The following is a 23,201-nucleotide window of genomic DNA, read 5'->3' as shown; positions in this document are numbered from 1 at the left end:
AGGAATCCGATGGAGAACCAGGGGACGAGGATGATGGCGAGGAGGCCGACCAGGAGGGCCAGGATGTAGCCGACGATCGGGCGCATGCCGGCGTCCGGGTGGATCCGGCTGATGGCGCAGGCGGCGTAGTAGCCGACGCCGAAGGGCGGCGCGAACAATCCGATGCCCATGGCGAGGATCACCACCATCGCGTAGTGGACCTCGTGCACGCCGACCTGCCGGGCGATCGGGAACAGCAGCGGGCCGAACAGCACGATCGCCGGGATGCCCTCCAGCACCGAGCCCAGCACGATGAAGGCCGCCGCCGACACGAACAGGAAGCCGATCGCCCCGCCGGGCAGGCTCTTCATCGTCACCGCCAGCGTCTGCGAGAAGCCCGACTGGGTCAGCGCCCAGGCCATGCCGGTGGCCGCGCCGATGATCAGCAGGATCGCCCCCGACAGCGTCGCGGTCGTCACCAGCATCGGGTAGAGCCGCCGCCAGTCGAACTGACGGTAGATCAGCAGCCCTGCCAATGCGGCATAGACGATCCCGATGGTCGAGACCTCGGTGGCGGTGGCGATGCCCTCGACCACCGCGAAGCGGATCACGAAGGGCAGCGCCAGCGCCGGCACCGCCACCACGAAGGCCCGGCCGATGACCCGCCGCGCGGGCCGGGCGACGTGGCTCAGGTCCTCGCCGCGATAGCGCCACCACACGAGCGCGCAGAGCGTCACGGCGAGCACGAGGCCCGGCAGCAGGCCGCCGGTGAACAGGGCGGTGATCGACACCCCCGTGACCGAGCCGATGGTGATCAGCACGATCGAGGGCGGGATCGTCTCGGTCTGCGCGCCCGTCGTGGCCAAGAGCGCCACGAGGTCGCCCTCCTTGGCGCCCCGCGCCTTCATCTCGGGGAACAGCACGGGCGCGACCGCGGCCATGTCGGCCGCCTTCGAGCCGGAGATGCCCGACACGAGGTACATCGCCCCGACCAGCACGTAGTGCAGCCCGCCGCGCACGTGGCCGAGCAGGCTCGCCAGGAAGCCCACCATGGCCCGGGCCATGCCGGTCATCTCGATCAGCAGGCCGAGGAAGACGAACAGCGGCACGGCCAGCAGGATGAGGTGGCTCATGCCCTCGTCCATGCGCCCGACCACCACCATCGAGGGCGCGTTGGTGGTGAGCGTGATGTAGGCGAAGGTCGACAACCCGAACGCGAAGGCGATCGGCACGCCGGAGAAGACCAGCGCGCCGACGCCGAGGACGAAGAACAGCAGCAGATTGAGGTTGCCCAGCCCCGCGAACCAGGGCTGGAGCGCCACCAGCCCGGCGGCGAGGCCCCCGCCCAGCGCCAGCGCGCCCACGGTCAGGCGCCAGTCGGCGGTCTCCAGCAGGCGGATCGCCGCGACGACCAGCATGAGGCCGAGGCCGACCGGCAGGGCGGCGGCCCGCCAGGCGTTGTTGAGTTCCAGCGCGGGCGTCTGGACGAAGGCCTCCTCGCTGGCGAACTCCCAGGCCGGCTCCAGCAGCAGCGCCACGAAGATCAGGCCGGCCACCAGGGCGACCGTCTCCAGGAAGGCGCGCAGGCGCGGGCCGCTCATGGCGACGAGCGCGGTCATGCGCATGTGCTCGGCGCGGCGGAAGGCGACCACGGCGCCCAGCATGGCGAGCCACAGGAACAGGATCGAGGCCAGTTCGTCCGACCAGACCAGCGGTTCACGGAACACGTAGCGGCTCACCACCCCGCCGAGCAGCACGCCGATCTCGGCCAGCACGAGCAGCGCCGCCGGGATCTCCACGAGGTAGCCCAGCCCGTCGTCCAACCGGCGCAGCCACGGCCGCGCGCGCAGGGGCGGACCTGCCAGCTCAAGACCCGCCGCACTCTCCACCGCCGCGATGTCGATCTGCATGGCGCCCTCCCTTCAGGCGGTGACGCCGGGACTGCCGCCCGGTTCGTCGCGTTATCGATCTACGGTGTCTCGGTCGTACCCGTCGCACGCCATTTCCGTTCCGCCTCGTCCCAGGCGGCCAGCGGCTGAAGGTCGGGGACCCAAGCGAGGCCGGTTTTGGCGTCGGATGAGACGGCTTCGGGGGTCACCACAATGTCGAGAAGCGCCGGCCGATTGGCGAGCGCGCGCGCGATCGCCGGTCCGAGCTGCTCGGCGGTTTCCACGCGCTCCCCATGCATGCCGAAGGCGCGGGCCATCGCGGCGTGATCGCTGAACTGAAGCCGGGTTCCGACGATCTTTCCGTGGGTAACGGTCTGATCATGCACCTCGATCTGCCACGCGCCGTTGTTGGCCACGACGATCAGCACCGGCGCCTTATGACGCGCTGCCGTGTCCAGTTCGATGGCGTTGAAACCGAAGGCGCCGTCGCCTGTCGCGACCAGTACGGTCTTGTCCGGCTGAGCGAGGCTCGCGGCGATCCCATAGGGCACCCCGACGCCGATGCAGCCGAACGGCCCCGGATCGAGCATGGTCGGCGCCGACAGGCCGACGCGGGCAAAGCTCAGGAAATCGCCCCCGTCGGTGATCACGATGGCTTCGTCGCCGATCGCTTCCTGAAGGGCGGAGATCACGCGGTTCGGGTGAAGCCGGCCATCGCTGCCGTTGGGCGCCTCCGCCATCGTCTGGCGGAGCTTCTTCGCGCGGCCTTCGTGGTTCGCGCGGAGCTTGCCCGCCCAGTCCCGGTCGACGGAGGAGGGGCGGTTCCCCGCGATCTCGACCAGGGCCCGGAGGGCGGGGGCCGCCGCCGAGAGGATCTCCACCGCACCGCGGCGGTTGTCGCGCAGTTCCTGCGGGATATCGGCGATGCGCACGAACTGGGCGTTCCCGAATACCGCCGGGGAGCCGTAGGCGAGCTGGAAATCGAGGCGGCGGCCGACGGTGAGAACCACATCGGCATCGCCCATCACAGCGCCCCGCATGGCGGCGATCACCGAGGGGTGACTGTCGGGCACGAGGCCGCGGCTCTCGCCGGTGTCGAGGTAGACCGCGCCGAGCCGGTCGAGGAGCGCCGTCAGCTCCGGCCCGGCTCCCCGGGCGCCGCGCCCCGAGATCACCAGGACGCGCCGGGCGGACCACAGCAGCTCGACGGCCGCGGCGATCCTGTCGGGGTCGGGCCGGCCCAGGGAATACGGCCGGCGCGTGAGGTGCTCGGGCAGCTGCAGGGCCTTCGGCACCGGCGCGCGCAGGGTGTCGGTTGGGAAGTCGATGTAGGCGGGGCCCGGCTCGCCGCCCTCGCCAAGCGCGCGGGAGATCGCCTCGTCGAACTCGGCCAATGCAAGGGACGGCTCGCGCACGGTACGGGCGTAGCGGGTGATCGAGCGCACGATCGCCGTGTGGTCGAGATCCTGAAGGCCCCCGCGGCCCTCCTGCGCCCGCGGGCTCGTTCCCGAGATCACCAGGACCGGCGCGCGCGAGACGTGGGCGTTGGCGATACCCGTCACGGCGTTCGTCATGCCGGGGCCGGCCGTCACCAGGGCCACGCCGAGGCGCCCCGTCACTTCGGCATGCGCCTGCGCCATGTGCACGGCGGCGCGTTCGTCGCGCACGTCGACGATCGCGATGCCCTCCGCGTCGAGCCACATCCAGATCGGCATGATGTGCCCGCCGCACAGGGCGAAGACCCGCTCGACGCCGCGCGCCTTCAGCGACTTGGCGAGCAGGGCGGCGACGCTATCGGCGGTGACCTGCATGGGTAGGATCCTTTCCTGGCTGGCTCAGCCGAGCCACGCGACGAGGGCCGAGACGGTGAGGACGGAGACGAGGTGCGAGATCAGGATCGCCCCGGACGTCACGCCCGTCTGCAAGCCGTAGAGCTTGGCGATGGTGAAGGGTCCCGAGCCGATCGGCAGCGCGCTGAGCAGCACCGCCGCCCGCGCCCAGAGCGGGGGCATGTCGAAGAGCCCGAAGACGAACAGGGCTGTCACGGCCGGCTGAAACAGGAGCTTCAGGACGACCAGAAGGCCGATCTGGCGGGCATTGCCGGCTAGCGCACTCTCTTGTGCGAGGAACAGTCCGATGCAGATCAGAGCACAGGGAGAGGCCGCGCCGCCGAGGAGCTTGGCGGCGGTCTCCAGCGGCAGCGGCAGCGGCAGACCGGTGAGGCCGACGCCGAGCCCGGCGATCGGCGCGAGAAACAACGGGTTGCGCAGCAGCGAGACCGCGACCCGACGCATGGCGCCGAGACGACCGGCGCCCCGGCGCAGGTCGAGTTCGACCAAGACGATCGCGGTGAGGAACAGGACGCAGGCGGTGAACAGCGTCGCGATCACCGCCGCCGGCAGCCCGTCCGGTCCGAACACGAGCAGGCACAGCGGAATGCCCATGAAGCCGACGTTGCTGTAGCCCGCGTCCAGCCCCTCGATGCTGGCATCCGCCATCGAGCCGCCGCGCCGCCGCGCGAGCCAGAAGGCCAAGGCGAAGGTGACGGCGATTCCCCCCGCGAACCCCGTGGCGAAGCCGAACTGCCCGATTTCGGCCGGTGTGATCCGGGCCATCGTGGTGAAGATCAGCGCCGGCAGCGCGAGATAGACCGCGAAGCGGTTGATGCTGTCGGTCGCCTCGCGCGCGAACGCGCCCAGACGGCCGCACAGGAAACCGACGAGGATCAGCGCGAAGATCGGGACGGCTGCGTTCAGGACGGCCTGCATCGGACCATCCGCGGGCGGCGACAGAGACGGGCGGCGGGAGCGGCATCGCGAGCGTTCGTCAAGCCGGCACGCCCGTGCCGGGCCCGGCGCTGAACTGCTCCTTGAGCACCCGGTAGAGGACCTTGCCGGTGGCATTGCGCGGCACGGTCTCGGCCGCGACGAACGAGCAGGTGCGCGGCCGCTTGTAGCCGGCCAGCCGCTCCCGGCTCCAGCCAATCAGGTCGGCCTCGGCCAGGGTGGCGCCCGGATGGAGCACGATGACGGCGTGGACGCGCTCCCCCCACTTCGGATCGGGCAGGCCGATCACCGCGACGTCCTGCACGCAGGGATGGGCGCCCAGAGCCGCCTCGACCTCGGACGGATAGACATTCTCGCCACCGCTGATGATCAGGTTGCTCTTGCGGTCGACGAGCTGGATGAATCCGTCCGCATCACGCCGGGCCATGTCGCCCACCGTGCAATGGTCGCCCCGGAAGGCGGCGGCCGTCTTCTCCGGCAGCTTCCAGTAGCCGTCGAACGTATAGGGGTTGCAGGAATAGAGTTCGCCAGTTTCTCCGTCCGGCACCTCGTTGCCGTCCGCGTCGAGGAGCCGGATCGGCGCCGAGCCGACGCATTCGCGCCCGACTGAACCGAGCTTCGTGAACTGGTCGCGGGGGTGCAGCATCGTCACCCAGCCAGTCTCGGTGGCGCCGTAGAGCTCGTACAGGCCCGAATTGTGGAACAGGCCCATCACCGCCCGCTTGGTCTCCTGCCGGGCGGGCGCGGAGGAGATCATCAGCTTCGTCACGCGGTCGAGGTCGTAGCGCGAACTCTCCTTCGCCGAGAGGCCGAGCATCATGATGTAGTGGGTCGGCACGAGCGACGTGAAGGTCGAGCCGCCCTCGGCCAGGGTGCGCAGGCAGTGTTCCGGGTCGAAGCTCTTGCGCGAGTAGATCGTCGTCGCGCCTCCGCAATAGCTGAACGCCCCGAAGAAATAGAGCGAATTGGCGTGGCACATCGGCATGACGAGGAGCGCCCCGTCGTCGCGGTGGATGCCGAGTTCGATCTCGGTGCACAACGCCATGAGGCTCGCACCGCGATGGCTGCGGATCGCGCCCTTCGGGCTGCCGGTGGTGCCCGAGGTGTACATCAGCATCCAAGGGTCGGCCGAGGCGACGGCGACGTCCGGCTCGGCGTCGCTCGCGGACGCGAGGAGCGTCTCGTAGTCCCGGTAGCCCTTCGGGCAGGGGGCCCGACCGAAATGGACGACGTTGCCCTCCGGCAGGCCGAGCCCGGTCTTGACCTCCTCGAGGACGCCGGCCAGCTCGTCCTGGACGATCAGGGCCGACGCCTCGGCGTTGGTCACGATGAAGCGGATCTCGGGGCCGACGAGCCGGAAATTGATCGGCACCGCGACGAGTCCGGCCTTGGCGGTCGCCGCATAGATCTCCGCCCACTCGACACAGTTATAGGCGAGGACCGCGACGCGGGCACCCTTTTCCAGGCCGAGACCGAGGAGCGCGTTGGCCAAGCGACAGGCGCGCGCGTTCCACAGGCGGAACGTCATCGACCGTTCCAGGTCGCGGGCGCCGAGGCGCTCCGGTGCGAGTCGGGCATGCACCGCGAGCATCTGCCCGAGCGTCAGAAGCTCTTTCATAGCGAGTCCTCCCGAGTCCGTCTTCCGAGCCGGGCGCTTCAACCAATGGTGCCGGCGTATTTCTCAAGGAGAGCCCAGGCTTCCGGACCGAATTTTCCCTTCCAGGTCTTGTAGAAATCAGTCTTTGCGAGGGTCTGCTGGAATTGCACCGGATCGGTCGTGTTGAAGGTCAGCCCCTTGCCCTCCAGGGCCGCCTTCAGGGCCGCGCTGTCTTTGAGGTTGTCTTCGCGCTGTTTGAGAGCGGCGGCATTGAAGTGCTTGGCCATCACCGCCTGGAACTCGGTGGGGACCGTCTTCCAGACGCGACCGCTCGCCAGCAGCCAGAACCCGTCCCAGGCGTGGTTGGTGAGGGAGCAGAACTTCTGAACCTCGTAGAATTTCGTCGCGTTGATGATCGCCAGAGGGTTCTCCTGCCCATCGGTGATCTTGGTCTGGAGCGCGGCATAGGCCTCGCTCAGGGGGATGCTGGTCGGCGCAGCGCCCAGCGCCGCGAACAGCGAGACCCACAGCGGGACCACGGGCACGCGGATCTTGAAGCCCTTGAGATCCTCAGGACCGCGGATCGGATTCGTGCTCGTCGTGACTTGGCGGAAGCCGTTGTCCCACATTGCTTCGAAGGGCTGCAGGTTGGCCTTCTCGATGCTGCGGCGCATGTAGGCGCCGACCTCGCCGTCCATCGCCGGCCAGACCTTGTCGTAGCTCGGGAAAACGAATCCGATGGCCGGCAAAGCGGCTGCCGGCACCAGCGTCGACAGCAGGGTCGTGGGCATCGTCGCGAGTTCGAGGGCCCCTGAGCGCAGCTGCGAGATCATGTCCGTATCGCTGCCGAGCTGATTGTTCGGGAACACGGAGATCGATAAGCGCCCGTTCGTCTCCTGCTCGATGGCGCCGATGGCCTCGGCGAGCCGGACGTTGAGCGAGTGCGTCAACGGGACATCGTTGCCGAACTTCAGCTTCAGCGGCGCCCCCTGCGCACGGACGAGCGCCGGGCTGAACACGCCCACGGTGCCGAGGGCAGCGGCGCCCGCGAGTCCGAGGACGGTGCGGCGGTCGAGAACGGCGGTCCGGTTGCGGCGTGCGAAATCGTCGGTCGGCGTGATCACGGCGTCTCTCCCATCTTCGCCGTGTCGTGGACCTTCGTCCCGCGCGGCTTTTTTAAAGGCTCGGCGGCCGGGGCCCGCCGGGATCAGGTCTTGCGCCCAAAATCCGCGCGAACGACGTCGGCGCGGTTCAGGAAGGGCGTTCGAGTTTCGTTGCGATCGGCTTTTCCAGGCTGCAGCGCTGCCGATGATCCGGACCGGTCAATATTGAATTCAGATATCGTATGCGAATTTCGAATTTGCACAAGCCGGAAAATGGTGCAGGATCGCGAGGACGGGTGGCGCGGAATGTTCGGGCGGGAGTGATGGCGGACGGTGCGCCGGTGCCAAGTTTGGTCGAGCAGGTGTACGAGCGGATCCTCTCCGAGATCTGTGAGGGCACGCTCGCGCCGAACGCGCGGCTGATCCAGGATGAACTCGCGGCTGCCTACGAGGTCTCGCGGCAGCCGGTGCAGCAGGCGCTGATGTTGCTTCGCGAGCGCGGCTTCGTAGCCGACGCCCCGAAACGCGGGGTGATCGTGACGCCGCTCGACGCCGACGTGTTGCGGGACGTCTACGAGACCCGGGAAGTGCTGGACGGCTTGTCCTGCCGGCTGGCGGCCGAGCGGGGATCCGATCGCGCGCGGATTGAGGGGCCCGCACTGATAGCGCGGGGCCGGGAGGCGATCGCCGGGGGATCGGTCGCCCGGCAGATCGCCGCGGACGTGGACTTCCATCAATTCATCTACGCGATTTCGGGCAACCGGTCGGTGGAGGAGGCCGCGCATCCGCACTGGCACTTCATGCGCCGGATCATGGGTGCGGTGCTGCGGGTCGAACGCAACATCTCCAGCGACATCTGGAACGAGCACGCCGCCATCCTGAACGCGATCATTGCGGGCGAGCCCGGCAAGGCCGAGAAGCTGGGGCGCACCCACATCGCTCGTGCTTCGAAGAAGTTTTCGGGCCAACTCCGGGCTCTCCAAGAGCAGACGGCCGCCCGGCACAGGAGCCGTTCGCTAACGGCCTATCCCAGGGTCGGGTAACTGGGCGCCATCGAACGCCGCAGGACAAAGCGTTCGACGTGGATGTCACGATTTGAGCTGGCGCTCACGGACCAGATGGTTCCCGAGCTGGAGCGCCCGCGGAAGCGGTCGAAATGGCGGCACAACTGTAGACGCCGCGGGCGCCTGGCAAGCAATCCGCAACATCGGTTTTATCCTTATGAGCGGAGATGAAATCCAGCATTCGCTAACGACGGCAACTGAATGATTTAATTCTCATCCGATCTGATCGCTTCTAATTCAGCCGATACGGCTATGGCTGCTCGGAAGCTCGCTGTTGAAAAATAGCAAGCTGAGCATTGAAGATCTGAAAGGCGCGTGCGACTTCTAGCACTGCGGCCGAAGGAACGCGCGCCTTCAGAAAAGGCTTAGGCCAGCCTCTGTGACGGGGTTGGGCCGACGCCAGACGAGCAGGGAATGTCTGCGACGTCGTTCAATACCCCAGAAGCTGCCATTCTGCTTCCGACCAGATCCGGCCGGCCATTGGACTCCGCAACGAACGTTCAGCCGCAGCCAACGACTTCTGAGGGGCTACCATCGAGGCTTTCGCGGCGGAGCGACCGGCAGCCTCAAGCGTCGACGCATCAGGGACTTGAGGGCAAGAAAGCCGAGCGCGCCACGCGGACCACCGAGGCTATGAACTCGGAGGCGGTCTTGATCCGCGCCAGATGTGCCATGTCCGCATGCGTGAGCAGCCAGTAGGTGCGGGTGATGCGAACGCTCTGTGGCAGAAGGCGGACGAGGTCCGGGCACTTGTCGGCCATGAAGCAGGGCAGGATGCACAAGCCGGCGCCGGTCCGGGCCGCCGCCATCTGGGTGATCACGTTCGAGATCCGGATGACCGGCTGCAAGCCGGGCAGTGCGGTCGCGAAATAGTCGAGCTCCGGCGAGAAGACGAGGTCGTCGATATAGCCGATGAAGCGGTGACGATTTAGGTCGGCATGGCTCTCGGGTCGCCCGTGGCGGGCGACGTAAGCCGGAGCGCCGTAGAGCCCGAGTTCGTAGTCGCCGAGCTTGCGCGCATGGAGGCGCCCCGTCGCCGGCCGTGTGAGGCCGATCGCCAGATCCGCCTCGCGCTTCGACAGGCTGAAGGCTCGTGGCGTCGCCACGAGTTCAATCGACAGGCCCGGATGTAGCTCCGACAGTTCGCCGAGCCGTTCCGCGAGGCAGAAGGTCCCGAAGGCTTCCGGTGCCCCGATCCGCACCGAGCCCGTGAGGCCGACGACGGGATCGAACCTGTCGAGCCAGATGCCCAGCGCCGCCCGCTCGATCTCCTCGGCCCGGGGCAGCAGGCGCTCGCCCTCCGCCGACAAATCGTAGCCGGTCGGCCGCCGGTCGAACAGTTTGGCTCCGAGCGCCGTCTCCAGCCGCGTGATCCGGCGGCTGAGCGTCGTGTGCTCGACACCCATGCCGCGGGCAGCCTCGGTCAGCCGTCCGGCTCGGGCCACGGCCAGGAAGGCCTGAAGATCGTCCCACCGGTGCGTCGTCGCCATCTGTCAATCCGCGAGCGCGTGTTGTGCGGAAATTGACATAGACTGTCGGGAGCGTGTGCGCTTTTTTCGCTGCCATCCCGCCCTGCTCCAGGGGAGCCGGCGCAGGGACGAACGAGCGGCATCAGACCGCGACCCAGGGAGGATGGTGCGATGGCGCAGGCCCTTAGCCGTGCGGCCGCCGCGTTCCTGCTCGGCATCTGCTCCGCCTCGGCGGCGGAAAAGAGCGTCAGGATCGGCGTCATCAACGATCAGTCGTCGATCTATGCCGACATGGGCGGCCCAGGCTCCGTCGTCGCGGCGAATCTCGCGGTCGAGGATTCCGGACTCCGCGCCCGGGGCTGGAACGTCGAGATCCTGGCCGCCGATCACGGCAACAAGGCAGACGTCGCTTCCACGATCACCCGGCAATGGTTCGACACGCAGGGCGTCGACGCAGTGGCCGACGTCACGAATTCCGCCGCCGCGCTGGCTGTGAGCCAGATCGTGCGGGACAAGAACAAGGTCATGCTCGCCTCGGGGCCCGCCGTCTCCGATCTGACCGGCAAGGCCTGCACGCCGAACACGGTGCACTGGACGCACGACACCTGGGCCTTCGCCAACGGCATCGGCAAGGCCGTGGTCGAGACGGGCGGCAAGTCTTGGTTCTTCCTCACCGCAGACTTCGCCTTCGGCTATGCACTGGAGCGCGACACCGAAAAGATGGTCCTGGCGAGCGGCGGGACAGTGCTCGGCCACGTCCGGGCGCCGAACAATACCTCCGACTTCTCCTCCTACCTTCTCCAGGCGCAGGCATCGGGCGCGCAGGTGATCGGGCTCGCCAATTCCGGTGGCGACACCGTCAACAGCATCAAGCAGGCGGCCGAGTTCGGCATCGCCGGCTCGAAGCAGCGGCTGGCGGGGCTGCTCATCTACATCACCGACGTCCATGCCATCGGGTTGCAACTGGCGCAGGGATTGTCGCTGGTCTCACCGTTCTACTGGGACTTGAACGACGGCACGCGCGCCTTCTCGGTACGCTTCGCGGCGCAGCGGTCGGGAGCGAAGCCCTCGATGGTTCAGGCCGGCGTCTACGCCTCGATCCTCCATTACCTCAAGGCCGTGGAGGCCCTCGGCGAGGCGGGCGACGGGGCGAAGGTCGTCGCGAAGATGAAGGCGATGCCGACCGACGACCCTCTATTCGGCAAAGGCTATATCCGCGCCGACGGCCGCAAGATGCATCCGATGTACTTGTTCAACGTCAAAGCACCGTCCGAATCGCAGTATCCCTGGGATTATTACACTTACAAGGCGACGATCCCCGCCGAGGTCGCATTCCGGCCGGTGGCCGAGGGCGGCTGCCCGCTCGTCGCGAAGTCTCAGTAACGGACCAAGGGGAAAGAGAATGGCCCGGATCGGGTTCATCGGCCTCGGGCGCATGGGACTGCCCATGCTCCGCCATCTCGTCGAGGCGGGACACGCCGTGCGCGCCTTCGACATCAGCGAGGCGGCATGCGAGGAGGCGCGGGAGGCCGGCGCGGAAGTGTCCGCGACCTGCGCGGAGGTCGCTGCGGAGGCCGAGGGCGTGATCTCGATGGTCCCGACCGGCCGCCACGTGCTGGAGGTCCATACCGGGCCGGAGGGGACCCTTGCCAGGCTTCCGGCCGGCGCCCTGCTGATCGACTGTTCCACCATCGCGGTCGCGGAGGCGCGGGCCCTTCACGAGGCTGGGCGGAGCCGCGGGATCGCGGTCCTCGACGCCCCGGTCTCTGGCGGTGTCATGGGCGCGCAGGCCGGCACCCTGACCTTCATGGTCGGCGGGGAGCAGGCCGATCTCGATCGCGCCCGGCCGATCCTGGAAACGATGGGCCGCAACGTCTTCCACGCCGGACCCGCCGGCAACGGCCAGGCCGCCAAGGTCTGCAACAACCTGCTCGCGGGCATTTCGATGATCGCCGTGTCGGAGGCCTACACCCTGGGCAAGCGTCTCGGGCTCGACCCCGCGACGATGCGGGACATCGTCTCGACCTCGACGGGAAGCTGCCACGCCCTCGTGAGCTATCCCCCGGTCCCAGGCCTGCTGCCGAACGTCCCGTCGAGCCGCGAGTACCGGAACGGCTTCGCGGCCGACCTCATGCTCAAGGACCTGCGCCTCGCCGAGCGGGCGGCGATGGAGACCGGTTCGAGCCTGCCGCTCGGCACCCTGGCGGCGGCGCTCTACGGCCTGTTCTGCGGCGGCGGCTCCGGAAACCTCGACTACTCCGGCGTCATCCGCATGATCGAGGGTGCGCCGTCGCCTGCCGCGAACCCGTGAGCGCCCGACGCGCCGAAGGAGGCACCATGTCGAATCCGCACGCCGCGACCGGCTCCCCGCCGGCCACCCTCTCGAAGCAGATGCTGATCGGCGGCGCGTGGCGGGCCGCCGTCTCCGGCAGGACCATCGTCGTCGAGAATCCGGGGCGGCGCGAGCCCCTCGGGGAGGTTCCGAGGGGCGAGAAGGCGGATGTCGACCTCGCCGTCGACGCCGCCGCGGCGGCGTTCCCGGCCTGGGCCAAGGTCGCGGCCCGCGACCGCGGACGGATGCTGCTCGCCATCGGCGAGGCGCTGGAGGCCCGTCTGGAGGAACTGGCGCGCCTGATCGCGAGCGAGACCGGCAATGCCCTGCGCACCCAGGCGCGGGGCGAGGCGCGCATGGTCGCCGACGCCTTCCGGTACTTCGGCGGCCTCGCGGGCGAGTTGAAGGGCGTCACGATTCCCCTCGGTGAGGGCCAGCTCAGCTATTCGCGGCGCGAGCCTCTCGGCGTGGTCGGCGCCATTGTGCCCTGGAACGCCCCGGCCCAGCTCGCCTCCCTCAAGATCGCGCCGGCGGTCTGTGCCGGCAACACCATCGTGCTGAAGGCCGCCGAGGACGCGCCGCTCGCGGTGTTGATGATCGCCGGGATCTGCCAGGACCACCTGCCGCCGGGCGTCGTCAACGTCGTCACCGGGTACGGCCAGGAATGCGGCGAGCCGCTCGCTGCCCATCCGCGCGTGCGCAAGCTCAGCTTCACCGGCTCGACCGCCGTCGGAAAGGCGATCATGCGGGCCGCCGCGGAGCGCGTCGCGCCGGTCTCACTCGAACTCGGCGGAAAGAGCCCCTCGATCGTCTATCCTGACGCGAACGAGGATTGGGTGCTCGACGGGATCGTGGCCTCGATGCGCTTCACCCGGCAGAGCCAGTCCTGCACGGCCGGATCGCGCCTGTTCCTGCACGCGGACATCTACGACGCGTTCCTCGACCGGCTGGTCGCCCGCACCTCGGCCCTCAAGATCGGCGATCCCCTCGACGAGGCGACCGATGTCGGCTCGATCATCAATGAGCGGCAGTTCACGAAGGTCTGCGGCTATATCTCGGACGGGCTAAGGCGCCCCGAATCGCGGCTCGTGACCGGCGGCCTTCCGCCCAAGGAGGGGCCGCTCACCCGCGGCTACTTCGCGGTGCCGACGATCTTCGCCGACACCTCGAACGACTGGCGCCTCGCCCGGGAGGAGATCTTCGGGCCGGTCCTCGTGGCGATCCCCTGGCGGGACGAGGACGAGGCAATCCGCATGGCCAACGACAGTCATTACGGGCTCGCTGCCTACATCTGGTCCCGCGACATCGGCCGTGCCCTGCGGGCGGCCCACGCCGTCGAGGCCGGCTGGGTCCAGGTCAACCAGGGCGGCGGGCAGGCGCTCGGCCAGTCCTACGGCGGCATCAAGGAGAGCGGCATCGGACGCGAGATGTCGCTCGAAGGCATGCTCGACAGCTTCACCGAGACGAAGAGCGTGAACGTCAACCTGGCGCTGCCCCCGCCTCGCGAAGCCCGGTGACGGCAACGGGGAGACACCTGCGATGAACCTCTATCGATTGCTTCTGGAGCGGCAGGAGGCCGGCAGGCCGGTGACGGTCGGCCTGATCGGCGCCGGAAAGTACGGGACGATGTTCCTGGCGCAGGCCCGCACGACGCCGGGCCTGCAGATCGTCGCCGTCGCCGACCTCGACGCGTCGCGGGCCGCCCGGCAGCTCGCCTCCTGCAACTGGCCGTCTGAGCAGTACGCAGCCCGTTCCTGCGAGGACGCGATCCGCACCGGCGGGACCTACCTGACCGACAGCGCCGACGAGGTGATCGGGGCCGGGGGCATCGAGGTCGTCATCGAGGCGACGGGCGATCCGCGCACGGGCATCCGCCTCGCTCTGGCTGCCATCGCGGCAGGCAAGCACGTGGTGATGGTCAATGTCGAGGCCGACGTGGTGGCGGGCCCGCTGCTCGCCCGCCGGGCCAAGCAGGCCGGCGTCGTGTACGCGCTCGCCTACGGCGACCAGCCGGCGATCGTCTGCGAGCATGTCGACTGGGCCCGCGCCTGCGGCTTCAGGGTCGTCGCGGCCGGCAAGGGCACGCGCTACCTGCCGCGCTATCACCAATCGACGCCCGATACGGTGTTCGACAACCTGCCGGGGCTGATCGAGATCGAGGACCGGTCGTCGATCAACCCGAAGATGTTCAACAGCTTCGTGGACGGGACCAAGTCGGCGATCGAAATGACGGCGATCGCCAACGCGACTGGCCTCAAGGCGCAGCCGCAGGGCCTCGCCTTCCCACCCGCGAGCCGTTTCGAGCTCGCCGACGTGCTGCGCCCGAAGGCGGAAGGCGGCAGCCTGGCGATGGCCGGCGTGACGGAATGCGTCTCCTCGCTCGCCCGGGACGGGTCGGCCGTCCCGCACAACCTCGCCCACGGCACCTTCGTGGTGATCGAGGCGGCGGAGGACAGCGCCTACACGCGGGAATGCTTTCGCGAGTACCACATGCTGCCGGATTCGAGCGGGCGCTACGCGGCCCTCTACCGGCCCGTCCACTTCAGCGGGCTGGAGCTCGGCATCTCGGCGGCCTGGGCCGCACTGCTCAAGCAGCCGACCGGCGCCCCGACCTGCTTCAGCGCCGACGTGGTGGCGACCGCCAAGCGCGACCTAAAGGCGGGCGAGACGCTCGACGGCGAAGGCGGCTACTGCGTCTGGGGCCGGCAGACCCCGGCCGAAGTCTCGCTGAGCGAAGGCTACCTGCCCCTGGGGTTGGCGCAGCACGTGAAGCTCACCCGCGACGTGCCGATGGGTTCGGGACTTCGCTGGGACGATGTCGCCTTCGACGCGGACGATCCCGTCGTGCGCCTGCGCCGCGAGATGGAAGCCGCCTTCGATCCGCGCGCGGCTTGAGGCGGGAGTCGGGGACGGACGGCGCGAGAGGGGATCCCGGACATGCACTTCGTCATCCACTGTCTCGACACGGCCGATCCCTCGATCAGGCAGACGCATTATCCGGCACACCGGGCCTATCTGGCCGCGGCCCCGCTCAAGATCCTGATCGCGGGCCCCCTCCTCGACGAGGCTGGCGAGGCCCCGATCGGGAGCCTTCTGGTGATCGAGGCCGAGACCATGGAGGCCGCCCGAGCCTTCGCGTCCGGCGATCCCTTCGCCGTCAACGGCGCATGGGACAGCATCCGGATCTATCCGTTCACGAAGTCGGTCGAGAACCGGTGAGCGCGGCACAAAGCAGAGGCGAGCCCAGGCATCGGTCGCAGTCTACGCAGCGCACGTCAGCTTCGCCGCATGTGTCGGTCCGCGCGTGGCGCTCAGCGCGTCGTTCCAGATGAAACCACCGCACCATGAAGGTCAGCCATGCCGACGCGTCGCGATCTGCTGTCAGCTGCCGCGGCAACGCCGGCGATCTTCGGGCTCGGGGCGCAGGCGGCGACAGGGCGCGATCTGAAGATCTCGCATCAGTTCCCGGGCGGCAGCGAGGCGGATGGCGACTTCCGGGACAGGCTCTGCCGGACGTTAGCCGGCGAGCTGCGGCGGCGCTCCGAAGGCGCGCTCACTGCAACGGTCTATCCAAACGCGTCCCTGATGAAGACCAACGCCCAGTTCGCGGCGCTCCGCAAGGGTGCACTCGACCTCAGCCTCTTCCCGCTCGCCTATGCCGGCGGCCAGGTCCCCGAAGTCAATATCGGGCTGATGCCCTGCGTGGTCGCCTCCTACGCCCAGGGCGCGGCATGGAAGACGGCCCCGGTCGGGCGCAAACTCGAAGCGATTCTGGCCGAGAAGGGCATCGTGATCGTGGCCTGGGTTTGGCAGGCGAACGGCGTCGTGTCCCGCACCAGCCCGATCACCGGGCCCGACGACGTGCGGGGCCTCAAGACCCGGGGTGGTTCCCGGGAAATGGACATCCTGCTTCAGGCGGCCGGGGCGGCTGCCGTGTCACTGCCCTCGAACGAGATCTACGCGGCGATGCAGACGGGGGCGGTGGACGCTGTCGTCACCTCCTCGACCAGCATGATCTCCTTCCGCCTGGAGGAGACCGCCAAGCATCTGACGACGGCGCGCGACCGCACGTTTCTGTTCACCTTCGAGCCGCTGCTGATGTCGAAGGCGATCTTCGACGCCCTCGCGCCGGGCGAGCGCGATCTGATCATGGCGATTGGCGCCGAGTTGGAGCCGTTCGGGACGATGGGCTCGAAGGCCGACGACGACAGGGTAGCCCAGGTTTATCGGAGGGCTGGGGTGCAGGCGCACGAGATCGACGCGGCCGCCTTTGAGAAGTGGCTGACGCTCGCCCGCAATTCGACCTGGAAGGATTACGCGGGGCGCAGTGCCGACGCGGCGGAATTGCTGAAGCTTTCTCAGGACGTCCGGGCCTGAGCCGAACGGTGCACCGACGGCCACGGCCGAGCCGAACGTCGCGACAGGCGGGATCGACATGACCGGAACGATACTCGCGGGAAAGTCTGGCTCCCGCGCGACGCTGACGATCAGCTACCCGGAGCGGCGCAACGCGCTGACAATCCTGATGTGGCAGGAGCTGGCGGCGCAGGTGCGGGCCCTCTCCCGGGATGGCGGGATGCGGTGCGTTGTGATCCGCGGCGCGACCGCGGAGGCGTTCTCCGCCGGCGCGGATATCTCCGAGTTCGGCACCGCGCGCTCGACCTACGAGCAGGTGGTCCGGTTCCACGAGGAGTACGTCGGCGGTTGCCTCGGCGCGATCGCCGCCTGTCCCACCCCCGTCGTCGCTGCGATCCAGGGCGCGTGCTTCGGTGGTGGCCTCGGGATCGCCGCCGCGTGCGACATCCGGATCGCGGCGGAAGGTGCCCGCTTCGGGGCTCCAGTCGGCCGCATGGGGTTCCCACTCGCCCTCGGCGAGACCGAGGCGTTGTTCCGGCTGGTCGGGCCGTCGGTCACCGCGGAGCTGCTGATCGAGGGACGTCTCTTCGACGCGCGCACGGCCTGCGAGAAGGGTCTGGTGTCCCGAGTTGTCGAAGAGGACGACTTCGAGCGAGCGGTCGCTGCCACAGTGGAGAACATCTGCGCCAGCGGAATCCTGGCCGCGCGGTCGCACAAGCGGCAGATCCAGCGCCTGATGCGGGATGCCACCGCCGTAACGAGCGCCGAGCGGATGGAAGTGTACAGCTTCGCGGAGAGCGAAGAGTACCAGCATGGGGTCGCAGCCTTCCTTGCAAAAACGGATCGCCAGCGCTGATCGCGAGGGTATCGGCGGCGCTCTTCCGTATCCGGGACGCAGGTGTGTTCCGTCACATCATGTAATTTTGTGTGAGCCTCCGCGATCGCCGGCTGTGTTCAAATTGGTTGTCCTGACCAGATGGAGGGCTGACGCAAGGATCATCGCTGATCGGAGCGATCCTCCCTCGGATTCACGGACACCTCTGATACGCTCTGGCTGAGCGGGGAAGGTGTCGGAGGGCGAAGGCGAGACGGGCGTTCACGCCCGAGTTCAAACGCGAAGCGGTCGCCCTTCTGGAGAGCTGCGGCCGGCCGCAGATGCAGATCGCGGCCGAGCTCGGGATCCAGCCCTCGATATTGCGGCAGTGGCGTTCAGCGCTGAACGGGGCCTCACCCCGACCACGTCCGGCAGGATCGACGGCGATCTCGGCCCCAAGTCCTGTGGCCTCCCCGTCCGATCAGGCCGCCGAGATCGTCCGGCTGCGGTGCGAGCTCGACCGGACGCGCATGGAGCGCGACGTGCCAAAAAAGGCGATCGGCATCTTCGCGGAGATGCCCAAGTGACCTTCGCCTTTATCGAGCAGCATGCGCGGACCTGGCCTGTGCGTCTCATGTGCCGCGTGCTCGACGTCTCCCCCCAGCGGCTTCTACGGCTGGCGGTCACGGCCTGAGAGCGCCCACTCGGCCTCCAACCGTCAGCTCCTGGACGACGTCCGGCGCATCCATGCCGCCCACCATCGGCGCTACGGTGCCCCGCGCGTGCACGCCGCCTTGCGAGCGGAGGGCCGATCGGCCAGCCGTGGGCGAGTGGAGCGCCTGATGCGTCGGCACGGCATCCGCGCCCTGGGGGACCGTCGGTTCCGGCCCTGCACGACCGACAGCCGTCACGATCTCCCGATCGCCCCGAACCTCCTGAGGCAGGACGTCTCGGCCGCGCGGCCCGACACGGTCTGGCTGACCGACATCCCCTATCTGCCGACCGCAGAGGGCTGGCTCTACCTGGCCGCCGTCCTGGATCTAGCCACGCGCAAGATTGTGGGCGGGTCGATGCGCGATCATATGCGGACCGAGCTGACCGTGGCCGCGCTGATGATGGCCGCCCAGCGGCAAGCGACCGGCTGCCGGGCTTATCTGTCACTCGGCTCACGGGAGCGAGGCCATCCATGAGCCGGACGGGCGGCTGCTACGACTGTGAGAAGGTGCGTGCAGCCTGGGAGGCCTGACCCGTGCTTACGATTGACCACGTGTCATGGCGTTGATCTGTCGGCCCTCCAGGCTGCACCCGGGGCGTCACGAGACGTGACCTGATAGGAGCTTGAGGGAGTGCCGTCCCGTCACAGTCCTGTCCGCTCGCAGATCGCCTTCGGGTTCTACCGACCTGAAGGACCCGTATGCACGCTATCGCATCGGACGCCGTCGTCATCGGCGTCGACACGCACAAGGATGTCCACGTCGCCGGGGCGATCAGCAGCATCCTGCAGATTGGCTCGACCCCGTAGAGGCGTCCCGGTGCTTGTCGATGAAGGCGATCATGTCCGCGACCGGCGGTCGAGCTCCGCCATCGCAAAATACGCCGACGCCTTCCTCAGGATCTCATTGGCCAGCCGGAGTTCGCGCACTTCCCGCTCCAGCGCCTTGATCCGCTCGCGCTCGTCCGTCGTCTGCCCCGCCCGCACGCCCCGGTCGCGCTCGGCTTGGCGAACCCAGTTCCTCAGTGTCTCGCCCGAGCAGCCGATCTTGGCCGCGATCGAGCGGATCGCGCCGTATTGTGAGGCGTTGTCCCCTTGGTGCTCCAGCACTATCCGCACCGCGCGCTCGCGGACTTCAGGCGAAAAGGGTGGGGTTCTCTTCGTCATGGCTCCATCCTCGCAAGATCTGGAGCCTCCGGAAAACCCGGAGCGGTTCAGTTCCTGATCCTCGCGGCACGGCTCCTCGACAGCGCACTATCCCTGCGAACCCGCGTCTCATGGCGGGATGCGGAACGGTCTCTGAACTTCCGTCAGCCGGAGGGTCGGGAAAACGACAGACCCGCCGTCGAGAACGGGGGCGCCTTCAAGCCTGCGGTCAGCCGGTGGCGAGCGTCCCTGTGGATCACCGCTAAGCGCCTGCCGCGACAGCACTATCGCCACGAGCGCAGGACGCTGACTTTTCACCAGGAAAGCCTGGTGGAGCTGAGGGGATTCGAACCCCTGACCTCCGCAGTGCGATTGCGGCGCTCTCCCATCTGAGCTACAGCCCCGTCGAGGCGCCGGCCTTGTAGGCGCGGGCGGCTCAGCCTGTCAATTCCTGTTTCAACGCCGCCCGCCGCGCGCCGATCCGGCGCTGGGACGCGGGCGCCCCGAGGATAGCGCGCGGACCCGCATGAACGCCCTGATCTGGCTCTTCGACACGGTCGTCCAGCTCTTCATCTACGTCCTCATCGCCAGCGCGGTCTTGAGCTGGCTCGTGGCGTTCAACGTGGTGAATGTGCGCAATCCCCTGGTCGCCCAGATCGGCGAGGTGCTCTACCGGATCACCGAGCCGGTGCTGCGGCCGATCCGCAACCTGCTGCCCAATCTCGGCGGCGTCGACATCTCGCCGATCATCCTGATCCTCCTGCTGTTGTTCATCAGCCGCTTGTTGCATGAATACGCTGTGCCTCAGGCCTATATCTACGCGCAGTAGGATCGAATGCCCGTGAAGACCAATCCAGGCCGCTTCTTCGAGGATTTCCGCCTCGGCGAGACCATCCGCCACGCCACGCCGCGCACCGTGACGGTGGGCGATGTGGCGCTCTACACGGGCCTCTACGGCCCGCGCTTCGCCGTGCAATCATCGGACGCGTTCGCGCGCGCCTTCGGGTATCCGAAGAGCCCGCTGGACGACCTGCTCACCTTCCACATGGTGTTCGGCAAGACCGTGCCGGACGTATCCCTCAACGCGCTGGCCAATCTCGGCTACGCGGAGGGCGGCTTCCGGCGGCCGGTCTATCCGGGGGAGACCCTGTCGACCGTCTCCGAGGTGATCGGCCTCAAGGAGAGCTCAAACCGGCAGACCGGCGTGGTCTACGTGCGCTCGGTGGGCTCCGACGAGGCCGGCGAGACCGTGCTGAGCTATTGCCGCTGGGTCCTGGTGCGCAAGCGCGACCCCGGGGCCGCGATCGCCGAGGAGCACGTGCCGAGCCTCGCCAAGGTGGTCGATCCGCAGGATCTTGCGGGCGCCCTGCCGAAGCTCTCGGCCGGCGCCTACGACACGGACCTCGCCGGCAGCCCCCACCGCTTCCATGACTACGCGGTCGGGGAGAAGATCGACCATGTCGACGGCATGACCGTCGAGGAGGCGGAGCACCAGATCGCCACGCGCCTGTTCCAGAACACCGCCAAGGTCCATTTCGACGGCTTGGCCGCCAAGGATACCCGCTTCGGCCGCCGCCTGATCTACGGCGGACACGTGATCTCCCTGGCCCGGGCGCTCAGCTTCAATGGTCTGGCCAACGCCTTCGCGCTTGCGGGCATCAACGCCGGCCGCCACGTGGCGCCGCTGTTTGCCGGCGACACGGTCTATGCCTGGAGTGAGGTGCTGGTCGCGGCCGATATCGGCCGCGACGATGTCGGGCTCCTGCGCCTGCGCACGGTCGCCACCAAGAATCAGGCCTGCGGCGCCTTCCCGGACCGGGCGGGCGAGGGCTACGATCCGGCCGTGATCCTCGACCTCGACTACTGGGCGTTCGTGCCGAAATAGGGCGCGCGAGGCGCGGCTGTCGGGGGCGGCGCCATCACGTTCAGCGAAGCCCGTTGCCCACCACACCCGCCTCGACCGCCAGCGAGAGCCGGTCCGTGACCGCCCACTCGACGCCGACGCCCGCCACAGGCCGCACCGCGATGTCCTGGCGCGTGAAGGGCGGCGAGACCGGGGTCGGCCCGGCGCGCACCATCTCGTGCACGGCCACGGCCCCGGTCTTGGCGTAGAGCAGCACGTCCGGCGTCAGCAGGGTGCCGACTTTCACATGCAGGGCTCCGGCGAAGTCGCTTGCATAGGTGGCGCGCCCGAAGCCGGGCGTGAGGCCGCCGTCGAGGCCGGCCAGATAGTCGAGGCCGCCGCTGATGCCGTAGAGGATCCGGCCTTCCTGCCACATCCGGCCGCCCTCGAAACCGACGGTCGGGCCCGCGTAGCTGCCCGAATGCCGGGATGCCACGACCGCGAATCCGGTCGACAGGCGGGCGTAGGAGCCGGTCCAGCGGCTCGCGTCGTCGTCGGCGGGCTGGGGCCAGGCGAAGGAGGGCAGCGGCGCGAAGCCCACGGACGGCAGGAGTGCCTGGGCCGTGGCGGGACCCGCAGGCAGGATGCAGCCGCCGAGCAGGAGGGCGGCCGCGAGCCGGAGCATCGGACGAGAATCGGCACGTCTGATCATGCGGCGATGGTAGCCGAACGCCCACGGTCGGGACAGAGCGCCGGGCCCGGAGCGCGCGCCGCTCCGGATCGCGGACGGTGGGGGCGCCCGACGGCGCCCCGCCCTGGTTCCGTCAGTCGCGCACGACCACCTTGGTGCCGACCCGGACCCGGTCGTAGAGGTCGACCACGTCCTTGTTGGTCATGCGGATGCAACCCGACGAGACAGCCGCACCCATCGTCTCGGGCTCATTCGAGCCGTGGATCCTGTAGAGCGAGGAGCCGAGATAGAGGGCGCGGGCCCCGAGGGGGTTGTCCTGACCGCCGGCCATGTAGCGCGGCAGGTCCGGGCGGCGGGCCAGCATCTGCTGCGGCGGGCGCCAGTCCGGCCACTCCTTCTTCATCGTGACCGTCTTGGTGCCGGACCAGGAGAAGCCCTGCCGGCCGACGCCCACGCCGTAGCGGATCGCCGCGCCGCCGCCGAGCACGTAGTAGAGCCGGCGCTGGCGCGTCGAGACCACGATGGTGCCGGGCCTCTCCTTGCCGGTCCAGGCGACCGTGTCGCGCGGAATCGCCTGGCTGCGGAAGACGTTGAGGAAGTCCGCGATCGGCCCCCTGTCCAACGGGTTGGCGGAAGCGGGGGCGCTCCCGAGCAGGAGCCCGGCGAGGCCGAGCATCGCGATCCGTCTCGACATGTTCTCTGTCCTCCGCTGTCGCCGGCGTGCATTCCATGATCGGCGGAAAGCACGCCGGCGGCGTGTTGCATCGCCTCGTCCGCCGCACCGGCAGCCGCTGCCCGCGCCGTCGCGGTTGCCGCGCGGCCGTTCGGGACAGCCGGCACGGAATTCGCGGCAAGGTTGAGGCCGGCCCGGCGGGACGGGCGAATCCGACCGCCCCTGTGGGCTCCGCGCAACACCCGGTTGCCGGCGCGACGCCGGGGGTGATTGCGCCCGGGGAAGGTCGTGCTTATCTCCGGGTCGTGATCCGATCCGTCGCCATCATGGTCCGCCGCGTCGCGGGTACGCCGGACCGCCTCGCCCGGGGCCTCGCCGTGCTGGCAGTGCTCGTCGTCGCGGCGGCCGCGCTGGCGGCCTTGCCCCGGCCCGCCCCGGCCGCGGCGCTGGACGGACCCGGCTGTCCGGTTGCCGGCCTGGCCGTGGCGTTCCTGTCGGACGCGCAGGCTTCGGCCCCCGAGGCTGGCCGGTCGAGCTTCGACCGCACCGACATCTGCGCTGCCGACATCGAGATCCTCACCGACCTGGGGCTTCCGCGTGCGCCGGTGGAGGGGCCGCAGCCCCGTCATGCCGCTGCCGCATCCTATGGCTATGCCTCGGTGGTCGCGCCGACCTCTGAGCCGGGCGGCTCTCTGCACCGGCCTCCACGGGCGGCCTGAGCCGTACGGCCTCGCCCGAGGCGCCGCT

The 23,201-nt window shown here is 68.8% G+C and carries 19 protein-coding genes, 1 tRNA gene, 2 pseudogenes and 1 other annotated feature; of the genes and pseudogenes, 12 read left to right on the top strand and 10 right to left on the bottom strand.

The window, feature by feature from the left end:
- The 5 genes from Q8W67_RS10950 to Q8W67_RS10930 form a co-directional block, all read right to left on the bottom strand.
- On the bottom strand, positions 1-1,889 hold a 1,889-nt coding region (locus Q8W67_RS10950; protein ID WP_305545069.1), incomplete at its 3' end, for a TRAP transporter large permease subunit.
- 59 nt (positions 1,890-1,948) lie between these two features.
- The gene (locus Q8W67_RS10945) at positions 1,949-3,679 is read right to left on the bottom strand and encodes a thiamine pyrophosphate-binding protein (protein ID WP_305545067.1); all 1,731 of its coding nucleotides are present in this window, start codon (positions 3,677-3,679) and stop codon (positions 1,949-1,951) included.
- Between the two features lie 24 nt (positions 3,680-3,703).
- On the bottom strand, positions 3,704-4,636 hold the full coding sequence (locus tag Q8W67_RS10940; RefSeq protein WP_305545064.1) for an AEC family transporter: 933 nt from the start codon (positions 4,634-4,636) through the stop codon (positions 3,704-3,706).
- A gap of 58 nt (positions 4,637-4,694) precedes the next feature.
- Complete coding sequence (locus Q8W67_RS10935; protein ID WP_305545061.1) at positions 4,695-6,272, bottom strand: class I adenylate-forming enzyme family protein; 1,578 nt, start codon at positions 6,270-6,272, stop codon at positions 4,695-4,697.
- A gap of 38 nt (positions 6,273-6,310) precedes the next feature.
- Positions 6,311-7,276, bottom strand: a complete 966-nt coding sequence (locus tag Q8W67_RS10930) for a TRAP transporter substrate-binding protein (protein ID WP_370693856.1) — start codon at positions 7,274-7,276, stop codon at positions 6,311-6,313.
- 401 nt (positions 7,277-7,677) lie between these two features.
- Between Q8W67_RS10930 and Q8W67_RS10925 the strand changes: the two genes are divergently transcribed.
- Entirely contained in the window at positions 7,678-8,397 is a 720-nt protein-coding gene (locus Q8W67_RS10925) for a GntR family transcriptional regulator (protein WP_305545058.1), read from the top strand.
- Between the two features lie 602 nt (positions 8,398-8,999).
- Here the strand turns inward: Q8W67_RS10925 and Q8W67_RS10920 are convergent.
- A complete protein-coding gene (locus tag Q8W67_RS10920; RefSeq protein WP_305545055.1) occupies positions 9,000-9,908 on the bottom strand; it encodes a LysR family transcriptional regulator in 909 nt (302 codons plus the stop codon).
- A gap of 150 nt (positions 9,909-10,058) precedes the next feature.
- On the opposite strand from Q8W67_RS10920, the gene Q8W67_RS10915 reads away from it, so the two are divergent.
- The 8 genes and pseudogenes from Q8W67_RS10915 to Q8W67_RS10880 all read left to right on the top strand — a co-directional run.
- Positions 10,059-11,270 (top strand): ABC transporter substrate-binding protein, encoded by a 1,212-nt coding sequence (locus Q8W67_RS10915; protein ID WP_305545053.1) that lies wholly within the window; start codon positions 10,059-10,061, stop codon positions 11,268-11,270.
- Positions 11,271-11,289: 19 nt separating this feature from the next.
- On the top strand, positions 11,290-12,198 hold the full coding sequence (mmsB, locus tag Q8W67_RS10910; RefSeq protein ID WP_370693855.1) for a 3-hydroxyisobutyrate dehydrogenase: 909 nt from the start codon (positions 11,290-11,292) through the stop codon (positions 12,196-12,198).
- Between the two features lie 26 nt (positions 12,199-12,224).
- Complete coding sequence (locus Q8W67_RS10905; protein ID WP_305545050.1) at positions 12,225-13,736, top strand: aldehyde dehydrogenase family protein; 1,512 nt, start codon at positions 12,225-12,227, stop codon at positions 13,734-13,736.
- Between the two features lie 22 nt (positions 13,737-13,758).
- A complete protein-coding gene (locus tag Q8W67_RS10900; protein ID WP_305545048.1) occupies positions 13,759-15,114 on the top strand; it encodes an NAD(P)H-dependent oxidoreductase in 1,356 nt (451 codons plus the stop codon).
- Between the two features lie 42 nt (positions 15,115-15,156).
- On the top strand, positions 15,157-15,438 hold the full coding sequence (locus Q8W67_RS10895; protein WP_305545045.1) for a YciI family protein: 282 nt from the start codon (positions 15,157-15,159) through the stop codon (positions 15,436-15,438).
- 138 nt (positions 15,439-15,576) lie between these two features.
- On the top strand, positions 15,577-16,596 hold the full coding sequence (gene dctP, locus Q8W67_RS10890) for a TRAP transporter substrate-binding protein DctP (protein WP_305545042.1): 1,020 nt from the start codon (positions 15,577-15,579) through the stop codon (positions 16,594-16,596).
- A gap of 58 nt (positions 16,597-16,654) precedes the next feature.
- Positions 16,655-17,431, top strand: coding sequence for an enoyl-CoA hydratase/isomerase family protein (locus tag Q8W67_RS10885; RefSeq protein WP_305545039.1), 777 nt, complete (start codon positions 16,655-16,657; stop codon positions 17,429-17,431).
- Positions 17,432-17,625: 194 nt separating this feature from the next.
- Positions 17,626-18,602 (top strand): annotated as a pseudogene (locus Q8W67_RS10880) (IS3 family transposase); the annotation flags it as partial.
- A 257-nt stretch (positions 18,603-18,859) separates the two neighbouring features.
- On the opposite strand, the pseudogene Q8W67_RS10875 reads toward Q8W67_RS10880, so the two are convergent.
- Positions 18,860-19,268 (bottom strand): annotated as a pseudogene (locus tag Q8W67_RS10875) (transposase); the annotation flags it as partial.
- Positions 18,869-18,987, bottom strand: a sequence feature (AL1L pseudoknot). It overlaps the preceding pseudogene by 119 nt.
- 307 nt (positions 19,269-19,575) lie before the next feature.
- Positions 19,576-19,651: transfer RNA gene (locus tag Q8W67_RS10870), tRNA-Ala, on the bottom strand.
- Between the two features lie 122 nt (positions 19,652-19,773).
- On the opposite strand from Q8W67_RS10870, the gene Q8W67_RS10865 reads away from it, so the two are divergent.
- Both Q8W67_RS10865 and Q8W67_RS10860 read left to right on the top strand, forming a co-directional pair.
- Complete coding sequence (locus Q8W67_RS10865; protein ID WP_305545037.1) at positions 19,774-20,076, top strand: YggT family protein; 303 nt, start codon at positions 19,774-19,776, stop codon at positions 20,074-20,076.
- A 12-nt stretch (positions 20,077-20,088) separates the two neighbouring features.
- Positions 20,089-21,132: a MaoC family dehydratase gene (locus Q8W67_RS10860; RefSeq protein WP_305545035.1), complete on the top strand. Its 1,044-nt coding sequence runs from the start codon at positions 20,089-20,091 to the stop codon at positions 21,130-21,132.
- Positions 21,133-21,172: 40 nt separating this feature from the next.
- On the opposite strand, the gene Q8W67_RS10855 is transcribed toward Q8W67_RS10860, so the two are convergent.
- Complete coding sequence (locus Q8W67_RS10855; RefSeq protein WP_305545032.1) at positions 21,173-21,775, bottom strand: outer membrane protein; 603 nt, start codon at positions 21,773-21,775, stop codon at positions 21,173-21,175.
- A gap of 139 nt (positions 21,776-21,914) precedes the next feature.
- Entirely contained in the window at positions 21,915-22,475 is a 561-nt protein-coding gene (locus Q8W67_RS10850; protein WP_305545030.1) for a L,D-transpeptidase, read from the bottom strand.
- A 305-nt stretch (positions 22,476-22,780) separates the two neighbouring features.
- Here Q8W67_RS10850 and Q8W67_RS10845 point away from each other — a divergent pair, with 305 nt between their 5' ends.
- The gene (locus tag Q8W67_RS10845; protein WP_305545027.1) at positions 22,781-23,173 is read left to right on the top strand and encodes a hypothetical protein; all 393 of its coding nucleotides are present in this window, start codon (positions 22,781-22,783) and stop codon (positions 23,171-23,173) included.
- Positions 23,174-23,201 lie beyond the last annotated feature (28 nt).

This window comes from Methylobacterium sp. NEAU K (genome assembly GCF_030700285.1).
Taxonomy (GTDB): Bacteria; Pseudomonadota; Alphaproteobacteria; order Rhizobiales; family Beijerinckiaceae; genus Methylobacterium.
Note: the sequence above shows the minus strand (reverse complement) of the source record. Positions and strands in the feature narration are given on the sequence as shown.

What these genes read in the sequence shown, in the direction of transcription:
- Q8W67_RS10945 (WP_305545067.1), bottom strand. Translation starts at nt 3,679, where the DNA reads ATGCAGGTCACCGCCGATAGCGTCGCCGCCCTGCTCGCCAAGTCGCTG.
- Q8W67_RS10940 (WP_305545064.1), bottom strand. Translation starts at nt 4,636, where the DNA reads ATGCAGGCCGTCCTGAACGCAGCCGTCCCGATCTTCGCGCTGATCCTC.
- Q8W67_RS10935 (WP_305545061.1), bottom strand. Translation starts at nt 6,272, where the DNA reads ATGAAAGAGCTTCTGACGCTCGGGCAGATGCTCGCGGTGCATGCCCGA.
- Q8W67_RS10925 (WP_305545058.1), top strand. Translation starts at nt 7,678, where the DNA reads ATGGCGGACGGTGCGCCGGTGCCAAGTTTGGTCGAGCAGGTGTACGAG.
- Q8W67_RS10920 (WP_305545055.1), bottom strand. Translation starts at nt 9,908, where the DNA reads ATGGCGACGACGCACCGGTGGGACGATCTTCAGGCCTTCCTGGCCGTG.
- Q8W67_RS10915 (WP_305545053.1), top strand. Translation starts at nt 10,059, where the DNA reads ATGGCGCAGGCCCTTAGCCGTGCGGCCGCCGCGTTCCTGCTCGGCATC.
- mmsB (WP_370693855.1), top strand. Translation starts at nt 11,290, where the DNA reads ATGGCCCGGATCGGGTTCATCGGCCTCGGGCGCATGGGACTGCCCATG.
- Q8W67_RS10905 (WP_305545050.1), top strand. Translation starts at nt 12,225, where the DNA reads ATGTCGAATCCGCACGCCGCGACCGGCTCCCCGCCGGCCACCCTCTCG.
- Q8W67_RS10900 (WP_305545048.1), top strand. Translation starts at nt 13,759, where the DNA reads ATGAACCTCTATCGATTGCTTCTGGAGCGGCAGGAGGCCGGCAGGCCG.
- Q8W67_RS10895 (WP_305545045.1), top strand. Translation starts at nt 15,157, where the DNA reads ATGCACTTCGTCATCCACTGTCTCGACACGGCCGATCCCTCGATCAGG.
- dctP (WP_305545042.1), top strand. Translation starts at nt 15,577, where the DNA reads ATGCCGACGCGTCGCGATCTGCTGTCAGCTGCCGCGGCAACGCCGGCG.
- Q8W67_RS10885 (WP_305545039.1), top strand. Translation starts at nt 16,655, where the DNA reads ATGACCGGAACGATACTCGCGGGAAAGTCTGGCTCCCGCGCGACGCTG.
- Q8W67_RS10865 (WP_305545037.1), top strand. Translation starts at nt 19,774, where the DNA reads ATGAACGCCCTGATCTGGCTCTTCGACACGGTCGTCCAGCTCTTCATC.
- Q8W67_RS10855 (WP_305545032.1), bottom strand. Translation starts at nt 21,775, where the DNA reads ATGCTCCGGCTCGCGGCCGCCCTCCTGCTCGGCGGCTGCATCCTGCCT.
- Q8W67_RS10850 (WP_305545030.1), bottom strand. Translation starts at nt 22,475, where the DNA reads ATGTCGAGACGGATCGCGATGCTCGGCCTCGCCGGGCTCCTGCTCGGG.
- Q8W67_RS10845 (WP_305545027.1), top strand. Translation starts at nt 22,781, where the DNA reads ATGGTCCGCCGCGTCGCGGGTACGCCGGACCGCCTCGCCCGGGGCCTC.